This window comes from Streptomyces marokkonensis, assembly GCF_008312835.1.
Taxonomy (GTDB): Bacteria; Actinomycetota; Actinomycetes; order Streptomycetales; family Streptomycetaceae; genus Streptomyces; species Streptomyces marokkonensis_A.
This window is the reverse complement of record NZ_VSKS01000011.1, coordinates 27784-47639: the sequence shown is the minus strand read 5'-3', so window position 1 is coordinate 47639 and position 19856 is coordinate 27784. Positions and strand designations below refer to the sequence as shown.

Below are 19856 nucleotides of genomic sequence, written 5' to 3'. Positions count from 1 at the left end.
GCCCGCGTCGCAGGTCGGGCCGGTGCGGCGGTCGGACGACGGTCCATGGCGCACGGGTTCCCGGCCGGGGCCGTCAGTCCCCGCCCGGCAGCGCGCGCTCCACGATCGCGTCCAGCCCGGCCGTCGCGGGCAGCGTGCCGAAGGCGTGCCCCCAGTCGCCGCCCAGCCGGGTGGCGCAGAAGGCGTCGGCGACCGCCGCCGGGGCGTGCCGGACGAGGAGGGAACCCTGCAGCGTCAGCGCCATCCGCTCCACCAGCCGCCGGGCGTTCGCCTGCGAGCCCCGGGCCGACCAGCCCTTCAGCCCGGCGACGGCCGCGTCCAGCCGGGCGTCCGCGCCACGCGTCAGGGCGAGTTCGTCGAACAGCGCCTGCGCGGTGGCCGTGTCCCGGCCCAGGGCCCGCAGCACGTCGAGGGCATTGACGTTCCCCGAGCCCTCCCAGATCGACAGCAGCGGGGCCTCGCGGTAGTGCCGGGGCATCCCCGACTCCTCGACGTAGCCGTTGCCGCCCAGGCACTCCAGGGCCTCGGCGGTGAAGGCGGGGCCCCGCTTGGTGACCCAGTACTTGCCGGCCGCGGTCGCGATCCTCCGGAACGCGGCCTCCCCGGCGTCCCCGCGCACCGCGCGGTCGGCCGCCCCGGCCAGCCGCAGGGTGAGGGCCGTGGCGGCCTCGGACTCCAGGGCGAGGTCGGCCAGGACGTTGCGCATCAGGGGCTGGTCCACCAGCCGCGCCCCGAACGCGCTGCGGTGACGCACGTGGTGGCCCGCCTCCACGAGCGTCTTGCGCATCAGCGCCGCCGACATCATCACGCAGTCCAGCCGGGTGCAGTTGACCATCTCGATGATGGTCTTCACGCCCTGTCCCTCCGGGCCGACCAGCCAGGCGACCGTCCCGTCGAACTCGGGCTCGGACGAGGCGTTGGAGCGGTTGCCCAGCTTCTCCTTCAGCCGCTGGATCCGGAACGTGTTGCGGGTGCCGTCGGGCAGCACGCGCGGCACCAGGAAGCACGACAGCCCGTCCGGGGCCTGCGCCAGCACCAGGAACACGTCGCACATCGGCGCCGAGGTGAACCACTTGTGCCCGCGCAGGGTGTACACCCCGGGCTCGGCGGTCGGCGTCGCCGCGGTGGTGTTGGTCCGGACGTCGGAGCCGCCCTGCTTCTCGGTCATCCCCATGCCGGCCAGCAGCCCGCGTTTCCCGGCCGGCACGCTCAGGCCCGGCTCGTACTCACGGCTGGTCAGCAGCGGCTCGTACGCCTCCGCCAGCTCCGGCTGCCGGCGCAGGACGGGCACCGCCGCGTACGTCATGGACGTCGGGCAGCCGTGTCCCGCGTCGGTGTGCCCCCACACGAGTCCTCCCGCGGTGCGGGCGACGTGCGCGCCGGGCCGGTCGTCCGCCCAGGGCGCGGCGGCCAGACCCTCGGCGACGGCCGTGCGCATCAGGTGGTGCCAGCTCGGGTGGAACTCGACCTCGTCGATCCGGTGCCCGTACCGGTCGTGGGTGCGCAGCACGGGCTCGTGACGGTTGGCCTGATCGCTCCACTCCTGCGCCCGCGCGCTGCCGGCCAGTCTGCCGAGCCGCCGCAGGTCGTCCTCGGCCCAGCCGGCGCCCTCGCGCCGCAGACCCTCCAGCAGGGCGGCGTCCTCGGAGGCGTCGTACGGCGTCAGCGGAGGGGGCTGATTGGTGACGTCGTGCGTGACGTCGTGGCCGGCGTGGTGTGCGCCGGGACTCTGCAGCGGCTCGTCGGCGAGTGTGGTGACCATGCCGCGAGTGTTGCACCATGTCTACGGTCGCAGCAATCATGCAACATGATCGGCGACGTAGAGTACGGCCTCATGCGGAGGAACGAAGCGGCGGCGGCACCGGACGACCCGCTGCTGCGTCCTCTCTCCGCGCGGTCGGTCGTCCTGAGCCTGCTGCTCGGCACCCACCCGCCGGAGCTCCCGGCGAAGGAACTCGGACGGCTCGTGGGAGGTTTCGACGTCGGAGGGTCCACGCTTCGCGCGGCGCTCAGCCGGATGGTGGCCGCCGGTGATCTGCGTCGCACGGACGCCGGCTACCGCCTGAGTGAGCGGCTGCTGGAACGCCAGCGCCGCCAGGACGAGTCCGTACGGCCGCGCACGCGCGCGTGGGACGGCGACTGGGAACTGGTGGTGATCACGGCGACGGGCCGGGGTCCCGCGGAACGGGCCGGCCTGCGCGCCCGGCTCGCGGCCCTCCGGCTGGCCGAACTCCGCGAGGGGGTGTGGCTGCGGCCCGCCAATCTGGAGCGCCGCCTGCCCGCGGGTCTCGACGAGGTGGCCGAGTGCTGCGCGGCCCGCCCCGGCCGCCCCGGCCGGCCCGCCGCTGAGCTCGCCGCGAGCCTGTGGCCGCTGGACGCCTGGTCGGGCACGGCCCGCGAACTCCTCGGCCACATCGGGCGCGCCGCCCGTCCCGCCGACCGGCTGACCGTGTTCGCCGCCGTCGTGCGCCATCTGCTCGCCGACCCGGTCCTGCCCCCCGGCCTGCTGCCCGACGACTGGCCGGGCGGGGAACTGCGTGCCGCGTACGCGGGCTACCGGCGGGAGCTGACCGGGGAGGTGCGCTCGCGTGTGGGCGGTGCGTGAGCGCGCGCCCGGAGCGGCCGGCCGTACGGGACGCCGCGCGGGGCGCCTCGTACGGCGGCCGCCCGTGGGGGGCTACCGGTAGGTGATGTCGGATGACGCGTACTTGCAGTGGGTGCCGTCGGGACCCGAGCCGTTGGTGTCCGGCTCGTCGCCGTCGTCATTGCCGATGTACTTCTGGCACGGGACGATCTTCTTGCTGCTGTCCCCGATGATCGTGATGTTCCGCAGGGTCGCGCTGTCGCCGTAGTTGGTGTTGATGCCGGCGAGCCTGCTGCCCTTCCAGTTCACCTCGATGGTGTTGAGGTTGATCGTCCGCTTGTACTGCGTGGAGCAGTTGCCGCAGGAGCGGACGAAGGTGCCGAAGTTCTTGACCGCGAAGTTCGACACGTTCAGCGTTCCGGCGCCGTTGAACTGGAACACCTTGTCGCTTGCCTCCTTGGCGCCGCCGCCGCTGACGGTGTAGACCGACCCCGACGACTTGCCCTTGAACGTGGCCGCGTCCTCGCCGACGTCCTCCCACCAGACGTTCTGCAGCGTGCAGGAGCCCTTGCAGTGGATGCCGTCGGCGGCGGGGGCGCCCAGGATGACGTTCTTCAGGACCGCGCCGTCGGCCAGTTCGAGGATCGGGCCCTGGTCCTCGTCCTGGCCGCCCGAGCCCAGGTCGCCGGTGCCGTAGAGGCGCTTCATCCCGTAGTCCTTGGTGCCGGACACGGAGATGGTGGAGGAGACGCCCTGGCTGCCGTTGGGGGTCGGCCAGGTGGCCGCGCCCGCCGTGGTCCCGGTGGCCATGACCATGCCAATCGAGATACCCAGGGTGGCGAGTGCGCCCGTGAGTGCGCGCCTGCGGGCGCGTGGTCGTGTCGCGGAAGTCATGTCGTTCCTTCTGTCGTGGTGTGGGGGTGAGAGCCATATAGGTGAACGACGTTCATGATGGTGCCGCGAACGCGGCCGGTAGCGGGGTACCGGTCACGCTGCTGAACGGAACGTAGAGGGTAAGCGCTTTCTAGTCAACGCCGTGCGTGCATCACATTCGGCCAGGAATCACGAAGGCCGGAGGCCCGGGGCGCGACAGGCGCCCCGGGCCACCGGCGAGACGCCCGGCGGAGGGGTCAGACGGAGCGGTGGTACTGGTCGGGCACGTGGACCGTGCCGCCGAGCTCGCGGGCCGCGTGCCGGGCCCAGGAGGGGTTGCGGAGCAGCTCGCGGCCGAGGAGCACCGCGTCCGCCTCGCCGTTGGCCAGGATCTTCTCCGCCTGCTCGACCTCGGTGATCAGTCCGACGGCGGCGACCGGCATCGGTGTCTCGCTGCGCACCCGCGCGGCGAAGGGGACCTGGTAGCCGGGCCGGGTCGGGACGCGGGCGCCGGGGGCGTTGCCGCCGGTGGAGACGTCGAGCAGGTCGATGCCGCGGGCGTGCAGCTCGGAGGCGAAGCGGACGGTGTCGTCCGCGGTCCAGCCGCCGTCCTCCAGCCAGTCCGTGGCCGAGATGCGGAAGAACAGCGGCTTGTCGTCCGGCCACTCCTCGCGCACGGCGTCGACCACCTCGAGCGCGAAACGGGTCCGGTTCTCGTACGAGCCGCCGTAGGCGTCGGTGCGGTGGTTGGAGTGCGGGGAGAGGAACTCGTTGATCAGATAGCCGTGGGCGCCGTGGATCTCGGCGATCTCGAACCCCGCGGCGAGCGCACGGCGGGCGGCGGCGCGGAAGCCGGCGACGATCTCCCGGATCCCGTCCACGGTCAGCTCGTCGGGGACCTGATGCCCTTCGGAGAACGCGCGCGGGCTCGGCGCCACCGGCTGCCAGCCGTGGGCCTCCGGTCCGACGGGCGCGCCGCCCTTCCAGGGGCGGTCGGTCGACGCCTTGCGGCCGGCGTGTGCGAGCTGGACGGCGGGGACGGTGCCCTGTGCGGCGAGGAATCCGGTGATCCGGCGGAAGGCCTCGGTCTGGGTGTCGTTCCAGAGGCCGAGGTCGTACGGCGAGATGCGGCCCTCCGGCGCCACGGCGGTGGCCTCGACGACGATCAGGCCCGTTCCGCCGGCCGCTCGGGCCGCGTAGTGCGCGAAGTGCCAGTCACCGGGGGCACCGGCCTCGGCTCCCTCGGGAGCGGCCGAGTACTGGCACATGGGCGGCATCCACACGCGGTTGGGGATCGTCACGTCGCGCAGGGTGTACGGCTCGAACAGCGTGCTCACGGTGGGCTCCATTCGGCGGGACCGGGGGAGGGTGCGGGTCGTACGATAGGCATCGTAGTACGGCAGATGTCAAACTACGAAGCCTCTCGTACAATGGAGGCTCCTCCCGCGACGACATGTGGAGCCGCCGCAGTGACGACCGCCGCCCCCGTCCCGAGCAGCCGTGATCTGCCGCACCCCGCGCGCGGGGAGATCCGGCTGGAGGGCGTGCTGCACGCGCTCTCCGACCCCGTACGGATGCGGATCGTCCGCGAGCTCGCCGCCGCGGGCGTCGCGCTGTCCTGCTCGCAGTTCGACGTACCGGTCACCAAGTCCACCAGCACGCACCACTTCCGGGTGCTCCGCGAGAACGGCGTGATCAGGCAGGTCTACGAGGGCACCGCGAAGATGAACGTCCTGCGCCGCGACGACCTGGACGAACTGTTCCCCGGCCTGCTCGATTCCCTGCTCGCCGCGGCCGCCCACCAGGCCGACCGCCGGAACGAGACCTGACCGACCCGCGCCCCCTCCGCGCCGGGCTCCGCCGGGGTGTGCCCCACGGCCGGCGCCCGCCACCGGCCCACCTCGCGGAAGGGCCGGCGCCCGGTCACCAGTCGCAGGGCCCTGCCCGGCGCTGCGCACCCGTCCGGCGACGCGGGCCGCCGGCCCGCCCCGGGCGCGGGAGGGGCACCGGTGCCGCAGGCGCGCGGGGGCGGGTGCGTTATGGCCGGATTCCGGGTGGCTCCGCCGGGCGGCGCTAGGGGCGGGCGGCGATGACCGGCTGGTGGCGCCTGCTCCCGGACACTCCGCCCGCCGGGGCCCGGCTGCGGGCGGGTGGCGTGGGCAGGCGTCGCCGCACCGTCCGTCCGCCAGTGGTCCGTGCCGGGTCGTTCCGGCCGTCGGAGGCCTGGTCGCGGGCGGGGCCGGTGGCCGGGCGCCGGTGCACCGACCGCCTGTCAGCCGTCCGGCCCCGGGTGCTCCGCCCGTCGGGGCCCGTACGCCTGTGTCCGTGCCTGCCGCTGTTCTCTCCGGACGCGGGCCGGCGGACGCGTGCTGCTCCGGCCGGTCCCTCGGGCGGGGCGCGCACCTCGGCGTTCACGGGCGGCGGAGGCGGTGTGCAGCCCGGTGCCGTACGCGCCGGACATGTCCGCTCCCCTTCCGGCGCCGGGTCATCCGTCGGCCCCGCGGGCCGCCGACAGCAGGGACTCCCAGTCGGGCAGTTTGACGACGCTCCGGCCGAGGGAGGCGCCCAGTCGCGCCTCGGCCCGTTCGATCGCCTGCCAGCCCTTCCACCCGACCGGTTCGACTCCCTCGGCCCGCAGCGCCGTCAGCGGGTCGCCGGGCAGCTCGCGGGCCGTGAGGAGGGCCGCGTCCTGCAGCAGGGACGTCACCGTCTCCTTCGCGCAGGACCGGTTCGTGCCGATGACGCCGGTCGGGCCCCGCTTTATCCAGCCCGCCACGTACTCGCCCGGCGCGACGGCGCCCCCGCGCAGCACCCGCCCCGCGAGATGCGGCACGGTTCCGCCCGCGGCGTCGAACGGCAGCCCCTCCAGCGGAACCCCGCGGTACCCCACCGACCGCAGCACCAACTGCGCCTCGATGTCCTCGAACCGCCCGGTGCCCGTGACGCCCCCGCGCCCGTCCGGCACCGTCCGCTCGAAGCGCACCGCGCCGACCCTGCCCTCCCGGGCGACCAGTTCGGCCGGGCGGAGGAAGAAGCGCAGGCGGATCAGACGCCGGACGTCCGGCTCGGCCGCCCCGCCCGCCCAGCCGCGCAGCACCTCGACGTTGCGGCGCTGGGCCGCGGGCAGGGCGGACGGGTCGGTGCAGGCCGGATCCAGCGCGGACTCGGCCGCGTCCACGGCGATGCCGGTGTCCGGAAGCGTCCCCAGTTCGCGCAGCTCCTTGGTGGTGAAGCGGGCCTGCGACGGACCCCGGCGGCCCACCATGTGGAGGTGTGTCACCCGGCTCGCCGCGAGGGCGGTCAGGGCCGCGTGCGGCATGTCGGTCCGGCTCAGTTCCGCCACGCCCCGGGCGAGCATGCGCGTGACGTCGACGGCGACGTTCCCCATGCCGATGACCACCGCCGACCGCACGTCGCGCAGGAAACCGCCCCCGGCCGTGTCCGGGTGCGCGCTGTACCAGGCCACGAACTCGGTCGCCGAGAAGCTGCCCGGCAGGTCCTCACCCGGGATGCCCAGCCGCCGGTCCGTGGCGGCACCCACGCAGTAGACCACCGCGTGGTACAGCTCCCGCAGTCGCGCGACCGGCACCCCGCCCGGCCCGACAGGCACCCCGCCGAGGAAGCGCACGCGCTCGTGCTCCAGCACCGCGCGGAGGTTGTTCTGCAGGGACTTGATCTTCTCGTGGTCCGGCGCCACGCCGTAGCGGACCAGACCGTAGGGGCACGGCAGCCGGTCCAGGACGTCGACGCGCGCCCTCGGGTCCTGCTGGACGAGGCTCTGGGCGGTGTAGCACCCGCTCGGTCCGGATCCGATCACGGCGACACGCAGCACGGCGGAACTCCTCACCCCGGGGGACCGACAGGAGATCGCTGGTGTCTTCCAGCATGGCACCGTCCGCGCTCCGCTGACAGGGTGCCGTCCGCCGCTCGGGGTGCGTGTTCCTACCGAGGGAAACTGATCACACGGTTACGTTGCGTGTGTGCTTGAGGCATCTTTTCTCCATCTTTCCGATCGCTCTCCTGCGGAGGGTGCGGTGTCCGTGTGGCCCGCGTGGGAGGTGCGGGAGGGGGAGCGGGCGACCCGGTGGCTCCATGTGCGGCTGGCCTTCGGTGACGGAGCGAGCATCGACGCGCTCGCGACGGTGGGCGAGGGAGGGGTCTGTGTCGAGGACGTACAGGCCCGGCCCGGGCTCGCCCTCGAGGACCTGGCCGTGCTCGCCGACTGGATCGAGGGCCCGCTCGCGCGGGCCTGCGGCGCCGCGGCCGGTGCGGATCCCGGCGACGGGGCCGGTACGGGCGTGCACCGCGACGGCTCCGCCCTGCCGCGAGGTCCTCAGGAGTGGCGGCTGGTCGCGCGGACGTACCGCGCGGCGCGGGAGCGGGGCGCCGATCCGGTCCTCGCGGTGATGGACGAGACGGGGCACAGCCGGCGGGGTGCGCTCCGGCTCATCGGCCGGACGCGCGACGCGGGTCTGCTGCCCCCGAGGCACGCCCGCCGCTGAGCCGCCGCCGGCCGGGCGGGCCCGGTGGGGACAGGCGCACCGTCACATGAGGTCCCGCATCCGGTTGATCTCGCTCGTCTGCTGGGCCACCACGTCGTCCGCCATCTCCTCGATCCGGATGTTGTTGCCCTGGCCCTTCACCTCGGTGGCCATGGTGATCGCCCCCTGGTGATGGGTGATCATCAGCGTGAGGAAGAGCTGGTCGAAGGCCTCGCCGTCGGCCGCGCGCAGCTGCCCCAGCTGGGCCTGTGTGGCCATCCCGGGCATCGCCGCGTGGTCGTGCCCGTGCCCGTCGTCCCGCTCCGCCTTGTCATGGCTCTTCAGCCAGCCCCTCATCGCCTTGATCTCCGGCTCCTGGGCGGCGGCGATGCGCTCGGCCAGCTTCACGATCCTCGGCGACTCGGCGCGGTCCGGTACGAGTTCGGTCATCTCCAGGGCCTGTGCGTGGTGCTCGATCATCATCCGCGCGTACGTCACGTCGGCGGAGTTGGGGGAGTCGTCCTCCGCGCGCTCCCGCGCGGCGTCCTCGGCCGACAGGGTCCTGTTCGCCTCCCCGGGCTCGCCGGGTGCGATGACCGAAGGACCGCCCGAGGAGGCCGACTTGGCGTCGTCGGCGCCGGAGTCGCAGCCCACGAGCCCGAGGACGGCCCACGCGGTCAGCCCGGCGGCGACGACGGACAGGCGTGGCACACGGCGGTGGTGCACAAGGACCTCCTGTGGCTGGGAGTACCCCTCGCGGGGGAGGGCTGCGGGACACCTCGTGAGTGTCGACGACCGTCCTAGCACGCTTCCGCGCAACTTTGATCGGAAAACTTCGTTGCGATCGCGTTGCCCTCTATTGGTATGTGCATGTCGAAGCCGATACTGCCGGTGCGAACACCGTTCCGACGGGAACGGAACCAGGGAGGAAAACAGTGATCCTGTTGAGAGTTCCCCGAACCCGGCGCAGACGGCTGGGAGTTGCCGCGGCGGCCGGTGGCCTGCTGGCCGCCCTGCTCACCGCCGCGCCGGCCGCGGCGATCCCCGACCCCGGGGACGCGCCGGCCGGGCAGAAGGAGGTCTCGCGCAGCGCCCAGGCCGAGGCGCGCGAGGCCATCGAGAGCGGCGAGATACCCGGCCAGGACGAGGTCGTCCACTCCGACAACATCAAGCACGTGGCCAACATCCCCAAGGACGTGCTGTCCGGGACCAATTCGGACCTGGCCTTCCAGGGCCGTTACGCCTTCGCGGGCAACTACGACGGCTTCCGCATCTTCGACATCAGCGACCCCAGGGCGCCCAGGACGGTGGCCCAGGTGCTGTGCCCCGGCTCGCAGAACGACATCTCCGTCTCCGGCGACCTGCTGTTCCTGTCCACCGACTCCTCGCGCAGCGACAACAGCTGCAACAGCACCACGCAGCCGGCGACCGAGAAGTCGTCGTGGGAGGGCATGAAGATCTTCGACATCAGCGACAAGCGCAACCCGCGCTACGTCGCGGCCGTCGAGACCGCCTGCGGTTCGCACACCCACACGCTGGTGCCCGAGCGCAGAAACGTCTACGTCTACGTCTCCTCGTACTCGCCGAACGCCGCCTACCCCGACTGCCAGCCGCCGCACGACGGCATCTCCGTCATCAAGGTGCCGCGCAAGGCCCCGCACAAGGCGGCGGTCGTCGGCTTCCCGGTGCTGTTCCCGGGTGAGGGTCCGGACGGCGGCGGCAACCCGGGTGCGCCCACCAACCCGGGCGTCTCCAAGACCACCGGCTGCCACGACATCACCGTGCTCCCGTCGAAGGACCTGGCCGCCGGTGCCTGCATGGGCGACGGCATCCTGTTCTCCATCAAGGATCCGGAGCGTCCCCGGGTGATCGACCGGGTCCAGGACAACGTCAACTTCGCGTTCTGGCACTCTGCGACCTTCAACCTGAGGGCCGACAAGGTCGTCTTCACCGACGAGCTGGGCGGCGGTGGCGGAGCCACCTGCAACGCGGAGATCGGCCCGAACCGCGGCGCGGACGGCATCTACGACATCGTCGGCAAGGGCGAGCGGAGCAAGCTGGTCTTCCGCAGCTACTTCAAGATCCCGCGCCACCAGGCGGACACCGAGAACTGCGTGGCCCACAACGGCTCGCTGATCCCGGTCCGGGGCCGGGACCTGATGGTCCAGGCGTGGTACCAGGGCGGCGTCTCGGTCTGGGACTTCACCAACTCCTCGAAGCCGAAGGAGATCGCGTACTTCGAGCGCGGCCCGCTGTCCACCGACCGCCTCGCCACCGGCGGTTCCTGGTCGGCCTACTACTACAACGGCTACATCTACTCCAACGACATGGCCAAGGGCTTCGACGTCCTGAAGATCGACGACCGGCGCACGGACCCGGCCCGCTTCGTCCACATGCGTGAGCTCAACGTGCAGACGCAGCCGGACTACTTCGACTGAGCCTCCGGCTCCGTCGCGAAGAACCGGGCCATGTCCGTCCGGTCCTTCTGATCCGTCCCGCCGGACGCCGCGGCGTCCGGCGGGACACCCATGGCCCAGTCGAGCCGGTAGCGCTTGAACAGCTCCGCGCGCAGCACCGGCACCGGCATCGGCGCGCCGGGCATCAGGGCCGCGTAGACGGCACCCATCAGCAGGGCGCGCAGCATCGGGTAGTCGGCCTCGACGTCGTGGGAGCCGTGCCGGGCGACGGTGTCGCTCAGCAGCTCGGCCAGCCGCCGCTGTTCGGGGCAGGGCAGGAAACCCTCGGCCTGCAGCAGCCCGGCCATGTGCTGGCGCATCAGTACCGGCCGGTCCCGCGCCAGGCCCAGGATCGCGTCGATGGCCCGCGCCATCCGCTCCCGGCCGTCGTCGGTGCGCGGCTCGCGCTCCAGGGCCTCCTCCAGCGTCCGGTGCATCAGCCGGTGCACGGCGGACTGCACGAGCTGGCGTTTCCCGGGGAAGTAGTACGAGACCAGGCCCCGCGCGGAACCCGCCCGGTCGGCGATGTCGCCGAGCGTCGTCGCCTCGTACCCGTGCTCGCCGACCAACTCGACGGCGGCGTGCAGAAGCCGCTCCTTCGAACGCCTCCGCAACTCTTCATTGACCAGGGCGCTGCGCGGGGACATGCTGGACTCCTGCGTTGACTGGCTGCCAGCCAACTATACTCAACGCGTTCGGCCGGGCCCCTGGTGGGCCCGTTCCGGGCTGCCGTCCACCTCGGGCGACGCGGGGGATCGTCCGAGGTGGCCGGCTTGGCCGGCCACGGGAAGTGAGCGGTGCCGCTTTGGGCTCGGCCGCCCCGGGGGTGCCTGCCAGACCTTCGACGCCGGGGGAGGCGCTACCGCCCGCCGTGGGCGTGGCGCGGGTGCCGGTGCCGGTGGATGCCCACGGCCGCCGCCACGACCAGGGCGCCGAACAGCCAGCCGCCGAGGACGTCCGTGGGCCAGTGAACGCCCAGCCAGACGCGGGTGAGGCCGACGCCGGTGACCGAGACGACCGCCACGGTCAGCGCCGTGCGCCACAGGACGCCGCCCGCCCCGCGACGGTGCAGGAGCCACAGCAGCAGGCCGCACACGACCGTCGCGGTCATGGCGTGGCCCGACGGGAAGGCCGCGTAGTGCGCGGAGTCGACCGGGTCGGGCCAGACCGGGCGGGCACGGTCCAGCGCGGCCTTCAGCCCCTGCTGCACGGCCGTCGCGACGGCCACCGTCAGCACCAGCCACAGCGCGGTCCACCGGTCCGCGTACCGCCACACCAGCAGCCCCGCCGCCGCACCGCACAGCACACGCATCGTCCACGGGTCCCAGACCCAGTCCGTCAGGACGCGGGCGGTCTGGGTCAGTCCCGGTTCCGCCAGCGCCCAGCGGTGGGTGGTGCGGGAGATGTCGCCGTCCAGGCCGAGCAGCGGTCTCCACTTGGCGGCGACCAGCGCCAGCAGCAGCGCCGAGCACAGTGCCAGCACGCCGGCGGAGAGGGGGACGGGACGGTGCTGCGGGGGCTCGGGAGGGGCATCGGTGTGGGGGGTGTGCATGGGACGATCCTTGCGGACCGGCGGCGTCCGGGGCCAGTCCTGTCACCGCCGCCGGGCCCTTGTCGGCCCGCGGACTATCCCAGTGCCCGCAATCCCGGCACGAACGCCACCAGGACGGGCATCACCGGCACCAGCGAGACCACGGCGGTCAGCCGCAGCCGCCGACCCGGGGTCAGCCGGTCCGCGGGAGTGAGCAGCCGGTGGACACGGGCCGGGACCTGGGCCTGCGGGTCCGGACCGGGGCCGAACACTCCGCGGTGCTCGTTGAGTTCCACCAGGGCGAGGGCCGTGGTCAGCCGGCCGAAGCGGCGGGACGCCACGTCGTCGGCGGCGAGTTCGACCAGCCGGTGCATCTCCTCGCGGAACGCCGCGAACACGGGCACCTGCGGGAACCCGCCCGCCAGCGCGGAGGAGCAGTGCAGCAGCCAGTCGTGCCGGGCCCGGGCGTGTCCCCGCTCGTGGGCGAGGACGGCGTCCAGCTGCCTGCCCTTCAGGCGGCGCAACGCGGCCGTGGTGACCACCAGTCGGGGCGGGGTGCCGGGCAGCCACCAGGCGTCGGGCCGCTCGCCCTCCAGGACCATCAGCCGCTCGGAGCCCGGCTCCTCCCCGGGCAGCTGCGGGGCGCGCAGACGCAGTTGGGCGCGGAGCGTCCGACGCCGTGCGCGGGCCCGTACGACCTCCCGGACCAGCATCGCCGCGCTCCACAGCCCGCCGCACGCCAGTGCCACCGCGGTGGTCTGTGCCCAGAGCCCCGACGTGCCGAGGGAATACGCCCCCACGACGGCACGGGGTGCGGTGGCGAACACCTGGCCGCCCACCGCGTGCCAGGCGGCCGCCGCGCTGAACGTCATCGACAGGGCGCAGCACAGCAGCACGGCCGCGATCACGCACTGCCACGCCCACAGCGCCACCACCGGTTCACGGTCCGGCCAGTCGGCCCGGGCGAGCAGCCGGGGACCCACGACGGCGGTCAGGACGCCGAGCATCAGCAGGACCGCGGGGAGGATCATGCCCGCAGCCTATGAGCGCGGGCCGCTCGGCGGTACGGACCTGTGGCCCGAAGTGACGCAGACAACGGTCCCGGAGAGGGCGCCGCCGGGCCGCGCCGCGCACCGTCACACGGCCGGCAGCATGGCCACCATCGCGATGCCCATGGACAGCCGGCAGGCCCGCGCCAGCTCCGGCCGGTCGCCCCAGCCGGTGCCCGGGGCGCCTCCCGCGGCGGCGGCCGCGGGCACCAGGCGTACGCCCGTCACGAGCACGTACGCGATGAAGTAGAGCAGCAGGGTCCCGGTCAGCAGGGGGGTGCCCGAGCCGTCGTGCCCGGGTCCGTGTCCCTGCCCGTGTCCGGGGGAGGCGGCCATGGTCACCGCCATGTACACCATCGCCGCGGCACCCACCAGATGGTGCAGATGGCGTGGCCCGGTGCGGGCCGTCCACAGCGCGTGCAGCCCGGCCGCGCCGAACACCGCCGCGTGGGCCTGCCAGGCCCAGGACGGTGGGGTGAACACCGCCGCGGGCACGGCCATCACCGCCATGCCGAAGCCCATGAGCGCCTCGCCGCCCGCGGAGCGGCGCTGCTCCTCCACGCTGCTGCGCATCCGCAGCAGACAGTAGACGCCGGTCGCCGCGCAGAGCGCGACCAGCAGCCAGCCGGACGACGCCGGTCCGTGCACGCGAACCTCCCCCTCGACCCGTTCGCCGGTCGGTCAGGGGATGCCCGGCCCGGGCGGCGGGCACGCGGGCGCACAGGGGTGCTTGGGGAGCGTTCGGGGGAGTACCGCAGGTCAGCGCGATAATTTACAGGTAAATTATCTGCTGACCTCATACTCCATGAGCAGTGCCCCCTCCTCCACCCGCTCCGCCCGGCGTCTCCCCCTCGCCGGTGCGCTGCGCCTCGGGCGGCCCTCCGGCATCTGGTTCAAGCCCGCCCTCGGCGTGGTCGCCGCGGTGGCCCCGCCCAGCCTTCTCCTGGCCGCGCTCGGCCGGCTCGACCGCGCGATGTACACGACGGCCGGTTCCCCGTGTCCCTCGTCACCGCCTCCCTGACCGGGTTCGCGCCGCCTCCCTGGAGACCGCCCGCCGCGACATCGCCGCCGCCCTCGCGGACCTGCGGACCGCCGCCGCCGACGCCGCGGCCGGCGAGTGGTGGCAGCGGGCCCCGGCCCGGGAGCGGGTCGTGCTCGCCGAACAGGCCGGACACCGTACGCTCGCGGCGACGGTACGAAGCCGGGGACTGCTCCCGGACCCCGGCACGCGCACGCACACGGAGGACGTACGGCCATGACGGCGACCGAAGGACCATCGGCGACCGGCGACGAGGAACTCCCCGCCGGCGGCGGGTACCCGCCCGGACGGCGGGGCGACACCGTCGCCGCGGTCGTCCGGCAGTGGCAGGCCGTCCACCCCGGCCTGGACACCGGCCCCATGGAGGTCATCGGCCGCATCAACCGGTGCGCCGCCCTGCTCCAGCAGGCGGAGGACGCCCCGCTGCGCCGGGCCGGACTGTCCCGCGCGGAGTTCGACCTGCTCGGCGCGCTGCGCCGCACCGGCCACGAGCTGACCCCGAGCGAGCTGGCCCGCGAGACCTTCTCCTCGGGAGCCGCCGTCACCAAGCGCCTCAAGCAGCTCACCGAACGCGGGCTGGTCGAACGCCGCGGCGACACCCGCGACCGCAGGGTCGCGCACGTCCGCCTCACCGACGCCGGACGCGACACGGTCGACGGCATCCTGCCCGCCCAGCTCGCCTACGAGACCGCGGTGCTCTCCGGTCTGGACAGCCCGGAGCTCGGCGAGCTCGCCGCCCTGCTCGGCGCCCTGCTCGGGCAGCTCGAGGGCCGCCTGGGCGCGCTGCGCGCGTGACGGCACGCCGCGCCGCCGGTGCTCACCGTTCGCCGGCCGCCCGGTACACACCGAACGTCGCGCCCTGCGGGTCCCGGAGCACCGCGATGCGCGGACCCTCCGAGTGCGAGACGGGCTCCATCAGCACCGTGCCCTCCACCGTGGGCATCTCGTGCGGGAGCTTCTCGTCCATCGTCACCATGCCGCCGAAATCCGCGCCGCCGACGCCCCACCGGGGGTAGCGCCGGGACGGGTCGACACTCCAGCCGGACACGGTGGTGCAAAAGGACACGGCCTGCTGCGGCGCGCGGGTCAGCAGTTCCACCCAGCCCGGTGACCCGGGCACGTCGAACGCTCCGGCGCCGGTGAAGGCACCCTGGTGTCGTTCACCGCGAACGACACGTTCCGGGCGACCGGCTGGGACTCCTGGTACAGCGGCGCCAGGGCGGCCATCGGGGCGTCACCGAGGTGTACGCGACCGTGTGACCGCCCGGCTGCCGCCGCTGATCCTTCTCGGGGCGCCAGCCGAACAACCGTGTGCGGAAGCGCTTCGCGGACTCCAGGCCGGTGGTCCCCGCCTCGGCCCAGCAGGGCCCGCCGGTCACCGGCGCGCTGAGACCCGGCCCCCGGCCCCGGCCATCCGGCGCGAAAGCGGCTGGCGCGGGGTGGCGGCCCGGCCGTACCCTCGCCCCGTACCGCACCGCGTGGCGGCCACCGGCTCCTTCCCCCTGCCCGGAGGTACCCCGTGTCCGCGCCCGCCGTACGTCCCTTCCGCCGCACCGATCGCGACCAGCTCACCGACCTGGTCAACACGCACGTCGCGGCCGTCGTCCCCGGCGTCTCGGTCTCCGTGAACACCGTCCTCGGCGACCTGGAGCGCCAGCCCGGCGAGTTCATCACGGACCCCTGGGTCTCCGAGCGGGTGACGCTCGTCGCCGAGCGGCGCGGACACGTCGTCGCCGGGGCCCATCTGCTGCGCTACCGCGCCGACGCGGAGGTCGGCGGGAGTTACCGGGACGCGGGTGAGATCGACTGGTTCGTCTGCCGGCCGCCCACGTCCTTCCTCCCGGACGCCGCGGACGCCGGGCACCTCCTGATGCGGGCCTGCCTGGCCCTGCTCGCCCGCTGGAACGTCCGGGTCGCCTACGCCGACGGGTCCCTGCCGGCCCCCGTCGTGTACGGCCTGCCCCGGAACTGGCCGCACATCCGCGCGGTCTACGAGGCCGCGGGCTTCCGGCACGTGGGGGACACCGAGGTGATCCTCCTGGCCCGTGTGGCGGACCTGCCGCGCGACGAGCCGGGTGAGGGGGTCACCGTCGGGCGCACCGTGGGGGAGTGCGGCACCCGCTTCACGGCCTACGCGGACGGCGTCGCCCGCGGCTTCATCGAGGTCGACACGGCACTGGCCCGCCCCGAACGCCTCACGCGGGCCTGCGGCCTCGCGGACATCGGCAATCTGCACGTCGAGCCCTCCGCCCACGGCACAGGTCTCGAGCAGCGGCTCCTCGCCCACGCCGCCGACTGGCTCCGGCTGTGCGGCGTCGACCGGCTGGTCGCCTACGAACCGGAGACCGACGGGAGCGCGCTCGGCCGTCTCACCGGCGCGGGCTTCCGTGAACTGACCCGCACCGACCGGGGCTGGGAGCACCGCCCCGGCTGAACGGCCGCCGTCAGATGCCCGGCCGGTACCGCAGCGGATGCCCGGCCGGGACCTCGACGAGGACGACGGGCGTCCCGTCAGGATCCGCGATCCACATCTCGACCAGTCCCCACGGCTCCTCCACCGGGGGACGGACGATCTCGACGCCCTCGGCCACCAGCTCCTCGTGCGCCGCCGCGACGTCCTCGACCTGGAGCCACAGCCGTACATCCGGCGACGCCGCCGCGGAGGAGCCCGAGCGGCCCGACAGCTCCAGGAACCCGCCGCCGAGGAAGTAGACGGTGCCGCGCTCCGGGCCCGTACCGAACTCGCGGAAGACGGCGAGGCCCAGCTGCTCGCCGTAGAAGGCGCGGGAGCGGTCGGGATCGGTGGGGCGGAGCAGGATGCGGCTGCCCAGTACATGCACCATGCGGCCGAGCGTAACGCCCGGGTTAGTCTCGTCCCCGTCCGCACCACGCCGAAGCCGGCGACACGAACCGGGAGACGTGCCCATGGAATCCGCCACCGACGCCGCACTGACCTTCCGCGACGCCACCGACGCCGACGTGGACACCCTCGTCGCGCTGATCGAGTCGGCGTACCGGGGGGAGTCCAGCCGGGCCGGGTGGACCACCGAGGCGGACATCCTCCAGGGGCAGCGGACCGACCCCGAGGGCGTGCTGGAGGTCATCAAGTCGCCGGACAGCCGGCTGCTGACGGTGGAGCGCGAGGGCCGGATCGTCGCCTGCTGCCAGCTCGAACACCGCGGCGCGTACGCCTACTTCGGGATGTTCGCGGTCAGCCCCGCCCTCCAGGGTGCCGGACTCGGCAAGGCGATCATCGCGGAGGCGGAGCGGCAGGCACGCGGGACCTGGGGCGTGGACGAGATGCACATGACGGTCATCTCCGTGCGGGAGGACCTGATCGCCTGGTACGAGCGGCGCGGCTACCGCCGTACGGGGAGGACGACGCCCTTCCCGTACGGCGACGAGCGCTTCGGCATCCCGCAGCGCGACGACCTGCGGTTCGAGCTGCTGGTCAAGGAACTGACCCGGCCGTCGTGAGGCGCCGGGCCCCTCACGCGGTGAAGCGGCCGGTGCGCTTGATCTCCGGGTAGTCGGTGGTCGCCCCGTCGAGTTCCAGCGCCCGGACCAGCCTGAGGTGGTCCTGGGTGTTGACCACCCAGCCGTGGACGGCCAGATCCGCCTTCCGCGCCCGCTCCACGATCTCCAGGGTGAGCCGGCGGATGTTGAGGCAGACGGTCGAGGCGCCGGCGGCGACCGCGCGGTCCACCACGTCGGTGCCGTACCGGCTGGCGACGAGCGCCGTCCGCACCCCGGGCACCAGCCGGGCGATCTCGGTGACCGCCTCGTCGTGGAACGACGAGACCTCCACGCGCCCGGCCAGGCCGCGCTCGTTCATCACCTCGGCCAGCGCACGCGCCGCCCGTACGTCCTTGATCTCGGCCTGGAGCGGGGACCGGACGGCGTCCAGGACCTCTTCGAAGAGGGGGACGCGCTCGCCGCGCCCGGCGTCCAGGGCGCGCAGTTCGGCGAGTGTCTTGTCGGCGATGGCGCCCGTGCCGTCCGTCGTACGGTCCACTTCCGCGTCGTGCATGACGACGAGCGCGCCGTCCTTGCTCAGATGCAGATCGAGCTCGATGACGTCGAGGCCCGCCTCCTGGGCGGCGACGAAGGACCGGAGGGTGTTCTCGGGCTCGACACCCATGACTCCGCGGTGACCGATGGTGAGGAAGTTCAAGACTCGACTCGCTTCCGTCGACGGCGGCGGGGGGCCGCGTCCCTGCGGCCCTCCTGGACCGTATCGCCTGTGCCCGCCGCGTCCAGAGGCTGAACATCGATCGCATACAGCGTCGCCCACTCAGGTGTTCAACAGGAAAAAATGCGGTGAAGCCCGGGGTGAGGCAGGATAATTTCCTGAGGTCCCCCTTGCTGGGAGAAACCGCCTGTGTATACGGTCTCCTTACGCGAGGTTTTTTGTGGAGGATGGGACATGACGGAGATTCTTGTGCAGGTGGGTTCGGAGGGGCAGGTTCCTTCGGTGTCGAGGGTGGTTGAGCACCCGGCATGGCCCGTGCTCAAGGATGCCGTGGAGCGGATCCGGCCCTGGCAGTCCAAGGACGGCTCGATCGACTTCGACGCCGACGGAGCCCCGGACCGTGCCGACGCCGAGAGCGCGGTGCGGACCGTGACCGGTGCCGTCGAGGAGCTCTCCCCGCTGCTCCCGCACGACCGCGCCTACCACGAGGCGCTGGCCAAGGACCTGGGCCGCTGGGCCGACGGCGGCTTCGAGGTGCCCGACTTCCTCGACTCGCTGCTGGCCTTCCAGCCGGCCGCGAACCGCGAGGACGGCCTCCAGCACCTGGTCGTCTTCCCGATGTACACGCAGAACGGCAACCCCGACCGCAATCTCGAGGCGGTCGTGCTGCGCATGGTCTGGCCCGACTGGCTGGCCGAACTGGAGCGCACCCGCTACGACAACCCGCTGTTCTGCGGCATCACCTTCGAGGACTTCACCGCGGGCTACGACACCAACTCGGCGGTCCTCTTCCCCGAGACCATCGCCGTGCGGGAGGCCCCCGAGCGCTTCACCTGGGGCGGCATCTTCTGCGACCGCGAGGCCGCGCGCTTCCGCCGTGTCACCGAGGCCGCCGTCGACATCCTGGGCCTTCGGCTGCCCGAGGACGTCGCCGCCATGGTGCACGACCAGAAGCGCTGCGAAGAGGCGTTCGTGCTCTGGGACATGGTCCACGACCGCACCCACAGCCACGGCGACCTGCCGTTCGACCCGTTCATGATCAAGCAGCGGCAGCCGTTCTGGATGTACGGCCTGGAGGAGCTCCGCTGCGACCTCACCGCCTTCAAGGAGGCCGTGAAGCTCGCCGGTGAGGGTGTTCCGCAGGCACGTGACGTGCAGGTCGCGGTGCTCTTCGACCGGATGTTCCGCTTCCCCGTCACCGGCGAGCGGACGCGGAACTACGACGGCCTCGGCGGCCAGCTGCTCTTCGCCTACCTGCACAAGCACGACGTCGTCCGGTGGACCGACAACAAGCTCTCGATCGACTGGGAGCGCGCGCCCGAGGTCACCAACCAGCTGTGCGCCGAGATCGAGACGCTGTACCGGGACGGCATCGACCGCCCCAAGCTCGTGCACTGGTTCGCCGGGTACGAGCTGGTCTCCACGTACCTCTCCCCGCACCCGGGCTCCAAGTGGGCCAAGGGCCCCGACGCCCTCGACCTGACGCTGCCGCCGCGCAAACTCGTCGATGACGTGCTTCCGGACGAGTTTCCGCTGAGCATGTTCTATGAGGCACTGTCCAAGAAGCTGAAGAACGTGATCGCCTCCACCAGGGGCATCACGGCGGACAGCGCCGAGCGGGTCGCCGCGTGAGCGATCTCGTCCACAACAC

Annotated in this window: 19 protein-coding genes and 2 pseudogenes; 9 read left to right on the top strand and 12 right to left on the bottom strand. The window is 73.1% G+C overall.

Features of this window, described 5'->3' with window-relative positions; all coding sequences use genetic code 11:
- Positions 1–73: 73 nt before the first annotated feature.
- Positions 74–1762: an acyl-CoA dehydrogenase family protein gene (locus F1615_RS19945; protein WP_149550374.1), complete on the bottom strand. Its 1689-nt coding sequence runs from the start codon at positions 1760–1762 to the stop codon at positions 74–76.
- A 72-nt stretch (positions 1763–1834) separates the two neighbouring features.
- Here F1615_RS19945 and F1615_RS19940 point away from each other — a divergent pair, with 72 nt between their 5' ends.
- Entirely contained in the window at positions 1835–2605 is a 771-nt protein-coding gene (locus F1615_RS19940) for a PaaX family transcriptional regulator C-terminal domain-containing protein (protein ID WP_167533803.1), read from the top strand.
- Between the two features lie 72 nt (positions 2606–2677).
- Here the strand turns inward: F1615_RS19940 and F1615_RS19935 are convergent, their stop codons facing one another.
- Both F1615_RS19935 and F1615_RS19930 read right to left on the bottom strand, forming a co-directional pair.
- The gene (locus F1615_RS19935; RefSeq protein WP_149550372.1) at positions 2678–3478 is read right to left on the bottom strand and encodes a pectate lyase; all 801 of its coding nucleotides are present in this window, start codon (positions 3476–3478) and stop codon (positions 2678–2680) included.
- 236 nt (positions 3479–3714) lie between these two features.
- The gene (locus F1615_RS19930) at positions 3715–4794 is read right to left on the bottom strand and encodes an NADH:flavin oxidoreductase/NADH oxidase (RefSeq protein ID WP_149550371.1); all 1080 of its coding nucleotides are present in this window, start codon (positions 4792–4794) and stop codon (positions 3715–3717) included.
- Positions 4795–4926: 132 nt separating this feature from the next.
- Between F1615_RS19930 and F1615_RS19925 the strand changes: the two genes are divergently transcribed.
- Positions 4927–5286: an ArsR/SmtB family transcription factor gene (locus F1615_RS19925; RefSeq protein WP_149550370.1), complete on the top strand. Its 360-nt coding sequence runs from the start codon at positions 4927–4929 to the stop codon at positions 5284–5286.
- 656 nt (positions 5287–5942) lie between these two features.
- Here the strand turns inward: F1615_RS19925 and F1615_RS19920 are convergent.
- Positions 5943–7289 (bottom strand): FAD-dependent oxidoreductase, encoded by a 1347-nt coding sequence (locus tag F1615_RS19920; protein WP_149550369.1) that lies wholly within the window; start codon positions 7287–7289, stop codon positions 5943–5945.
- A gap of 202 nt (positions 7290–7491) precedes the next feature.
- Here F1615_RS19920 and F1615_RS19915 point away from each other — a divergent pair, with 202 nt between their 5' ends.
- Complete coding sequence (locus F1615_RS19915; protein WP_149550368.1) at positions 7492–7959, top strand: DUF6214 family protein; 468 nt, start codon at positions 7492–7494, stop codon at positions 7957–7959.
- 42 nt (positions 7960–8001) lie between these two features.
- Here F1615_RS19915 and F1615_RS19910 read toward each other — a convergent pair whose 3' ends face one another.
- A complete protein-coding gene (locus F1615_RS19910) occupies positions 8002–8664 on the bottom strand; it encodes a DUF305 domain-containing protein (protein ID WP_149550367.1) in 663 nt (220 codons plus the stop codon).
- A gap of 209 nt (positions 8665–8873) precedes the next feature.
- On the opposite strand from F1615_RS19910, the gene F1615_RS19905 reads away from it, so the two are divergent.
- The gene (locus F1615_RS19905; RefSeq protein WP_149550366.1) at positions 8874–10376 is read left to right on the top strand and encodes an LVIVD repeat-containing protein; all 1503 of its coding nucleotides are present in this window, start codon (positions 8874–8876) and stop codon (positions 10374–10376) included.
- Here the strand turns inward: F1615_RS19905 and F1615_RS19900 are convergent.
- The 4 genes from F1615_RS19900 to F1615_RS19885 form a co-directional block, all read right to left on the bottom strand.
- Positions 10364–11041: a TetR/AcrR family transcriptional regulator gene (locus tag F1615_RS19900; protein WP_149550365.1), complete on the bottom strand. Its 678-nt coding sequence runs from the start codon at positions 11039–11041 to the stop codon at positions 10364–10366. The two genes, F1615_RS19905 and F1615_RS19900, sit on opposite strands and share 13 nt — an antisense overlap.
- A gap of 212 nt (positions 11042–11253) precedes the next feature.
- On the bottom strand, positions 11254–11946 hold the full coding sequence (locus F1615_RS19895; protein WP_149550364.1) for a phosphatase PAP2 family protein: 693 nt from the start codon (positions 11944–11946) through the stop codon (positions 11254–11256).
- 74 nt (positions 11947–12020) lie between these two features.
- Positions 12021–12956, bottom strand: a complete 936-nt coding sequence (locus F1615_RS19890) for a M56 family metallopeptidase (protein ID WP_149550363.1) — start codon at positions 12954–12956, stop codon at positions 12021–12023.
- A 105-nt stretch (positions 12957–13061) separates the two neighbouring features.
- Positions 13062–13622 (bottom strand): DUF5134 domain-containing protein, encoded by a 561-nt coding sequence (locus tag F1615_RS19885; RefSeq protein ID WP_149550362.1) that lies wholly within the window; start codon positions 13620–13622, stop codon positions 13062–13064.
- 157 nt (positions 13623–13779) lie between these two features.
- Between F1615_RS19885 and F1615_RS19880 the strand changes: the two are divergent.
- Positions 13780–13974, top strand: a pseudogene (locus tag F1615_RS19880) (FUSC family protein); the annotation flags it as partial.
- Between the two features lie 255 nt (positions 13975–14229).
- Positions 14230–14808 carry a MarR family winged helix-turn-helix transcriptional regulator gene (locus F1615_RS19870; protein WP_149550361.1) on the top strand — a complete coding sequence of 193 codons (579 nt, stop codon included), beginning with the start codon at positions 14230–14232 and terminating at the stop codon, positions 14806–14808.
- 22 nt (positions 14809–14830) lie between these two features.
- Here F1615_RS19870 and F1615_RS19865 read toward each other — a convergent pair.
- Positions 14831–15392: pseudogene (locus F1615_RS19865) on the bottom strand (VOC family protein).
- A gap of 140 nt (positions 15393–15532) precedes the next feature.
- Between F1615_RS19865 and F1615_RS19860 the strand changes: the two are divergent.
- Positions 15533–16447, top strand: a complete 915-nt coding sequence (locus F1615_RS19860; protein WP_149550360.1) for an N-acetyltransferase — start codon at positions 15533–15535, stop codon at positions 16445–16447.
- 10 nt (positions 16448–16457) lie between these two features.
- On the opposite strand, the gene F1615_RS19855 is transcribed toward F1615_RS19860, so the two are convergent.
- A complete protein-coding gene (locus tag F1615_RS19855; RefSeq protein ID WP_149550359.1) occupies positions 16458–16856 on the bottom strand; it encodes a VOC family protein in 399 nt (132 codons plus the stop codon).
- Between the two features lie 82 nt (positions 16857–16938).
- Here F1615_RS19855 and F1615_RS19850 point away from each other — a divergent pair, with 82 nt between their 5' ends.
- Positions 16939–17490, top strand: a complete 552-nt coding sequence (locus F1615_RS19850) for a GNAT family N-acetyltransferase (protein ID WP_149550358.1) — start codon at positions 16939–16941, stop codon at positions 17488–17490.
- Positions 17491–17503: 13 nt separating this feature from the next.
- Here the strand turns inward: F1615_RS19850 and F1615_RS19845 are convergent, their stop codons facing one another.
- The gene (locus tag F1615_RS19845) at positions 17504–18187 is read right to left on the bottom strand and encodes a glycerophosphodiester phosphodiesterase (RefSeq protein WP_149550357.1); all 684 of its coding nucleotides are present in this window, start codon (positions 18185–18187) and stop codon (positions 17504–17506) included.
- A 252-nt stretch (positions 18188–18439) separates the two neighbouring features.
- Here F1615_RS19845 and F1615_RS19840 point away from each other — a divergent pair, with 252 nt between their 5' ends.
- Positions 18440–19837 (top strand): DUF6421 family protein, encoded by a 1398-nt coding sequence (locus F1615_RS19840; RefSeq protein WP_149550356.1) that lies wholly within the window; start codon positions 18440–18442, stop codon positions 19835–19837.
- Positions 19838–19856 lie beyond the last annotated feature (19 nt).

What these genes read in the sequence shown, in the direction of transcription:
- F1615_RS19890 (WP_149550363.1), bottom strand. Translation starts at nt 12,956, where the DNA reads ATGATCCTCCCCGCGGTCCTGCTGATGCTCGGCGTCCTGACCGCCGTC.
- F1615_RS19870 (WP_149550361.1), top strand. Translation starts at nt 14,230, where the DNA reads ATGACGGCGACCGAAGGACCATCGGCGACCGGCGACGAGGAACTCCCC.
- F1615_RS19850 (WP_149550358.1), top strand. Translation starts at nt 16,939, where the DNA reads ATGGAATCCGCCACCGACGCCGCACTGACCTTCCGCGACGCCACCGAC.
- F1615_RS19940 (WP_167533803.1), top strand. Translation starts at nt 1,835, where the DNA reads ATGCGGAGGAACGAAGCGGCGGCGGCACCGGACGACCCGCTGCTGCGT.
- F1615_RS19935 (WP_149550372.1), bottom strand. Translation starts at nt 3,478, where the DNA reads ATGACTTCCGCGACACGACCACGCGCCCGCAGGCGCGCACTCACGGGC.
- F1615_RS19855 (WP_149550359.1), bottom strand. Translation starts at nt 16,856, where the DNA reads ATGGTGCATGTACTGGGCAGCCGCATCCTGCTCCGCCCCACCGATCCC.
- F1615_RS19945 (WP_149550374.1), bottom strand. Translation starts at nt 1,762, where the DNA reads ATGGTCACCACACTCGCCGACGAGCCGCTGCAGAGTCCCGGCGCACAC.
- F1615_RS19840 (WP_149550356.1), top strand. Translation starts at nt 18,440, where the DNA reads ATGACGGAGATTCTTGTGCAGGTGGGTTCGGAGGGGCAGGTTCCTTCG.
- F1615_RS19895 (WP_149550364.1), bottom strand. Translation starts at nt 11,946, where the DNA reads ATGCACACCCCCCACACCGATGCCCCTCCCGAGCCCCCGCAGCACCGT.
- F1615_RS19900 (WP_149550365.1), bottom strand. Translation starts at nt 11,041, where the DNA reads ATGTCCCCGCGCAGCGCCCTGGTCAATGAAGAGTTGCGGAGGCGTTCG.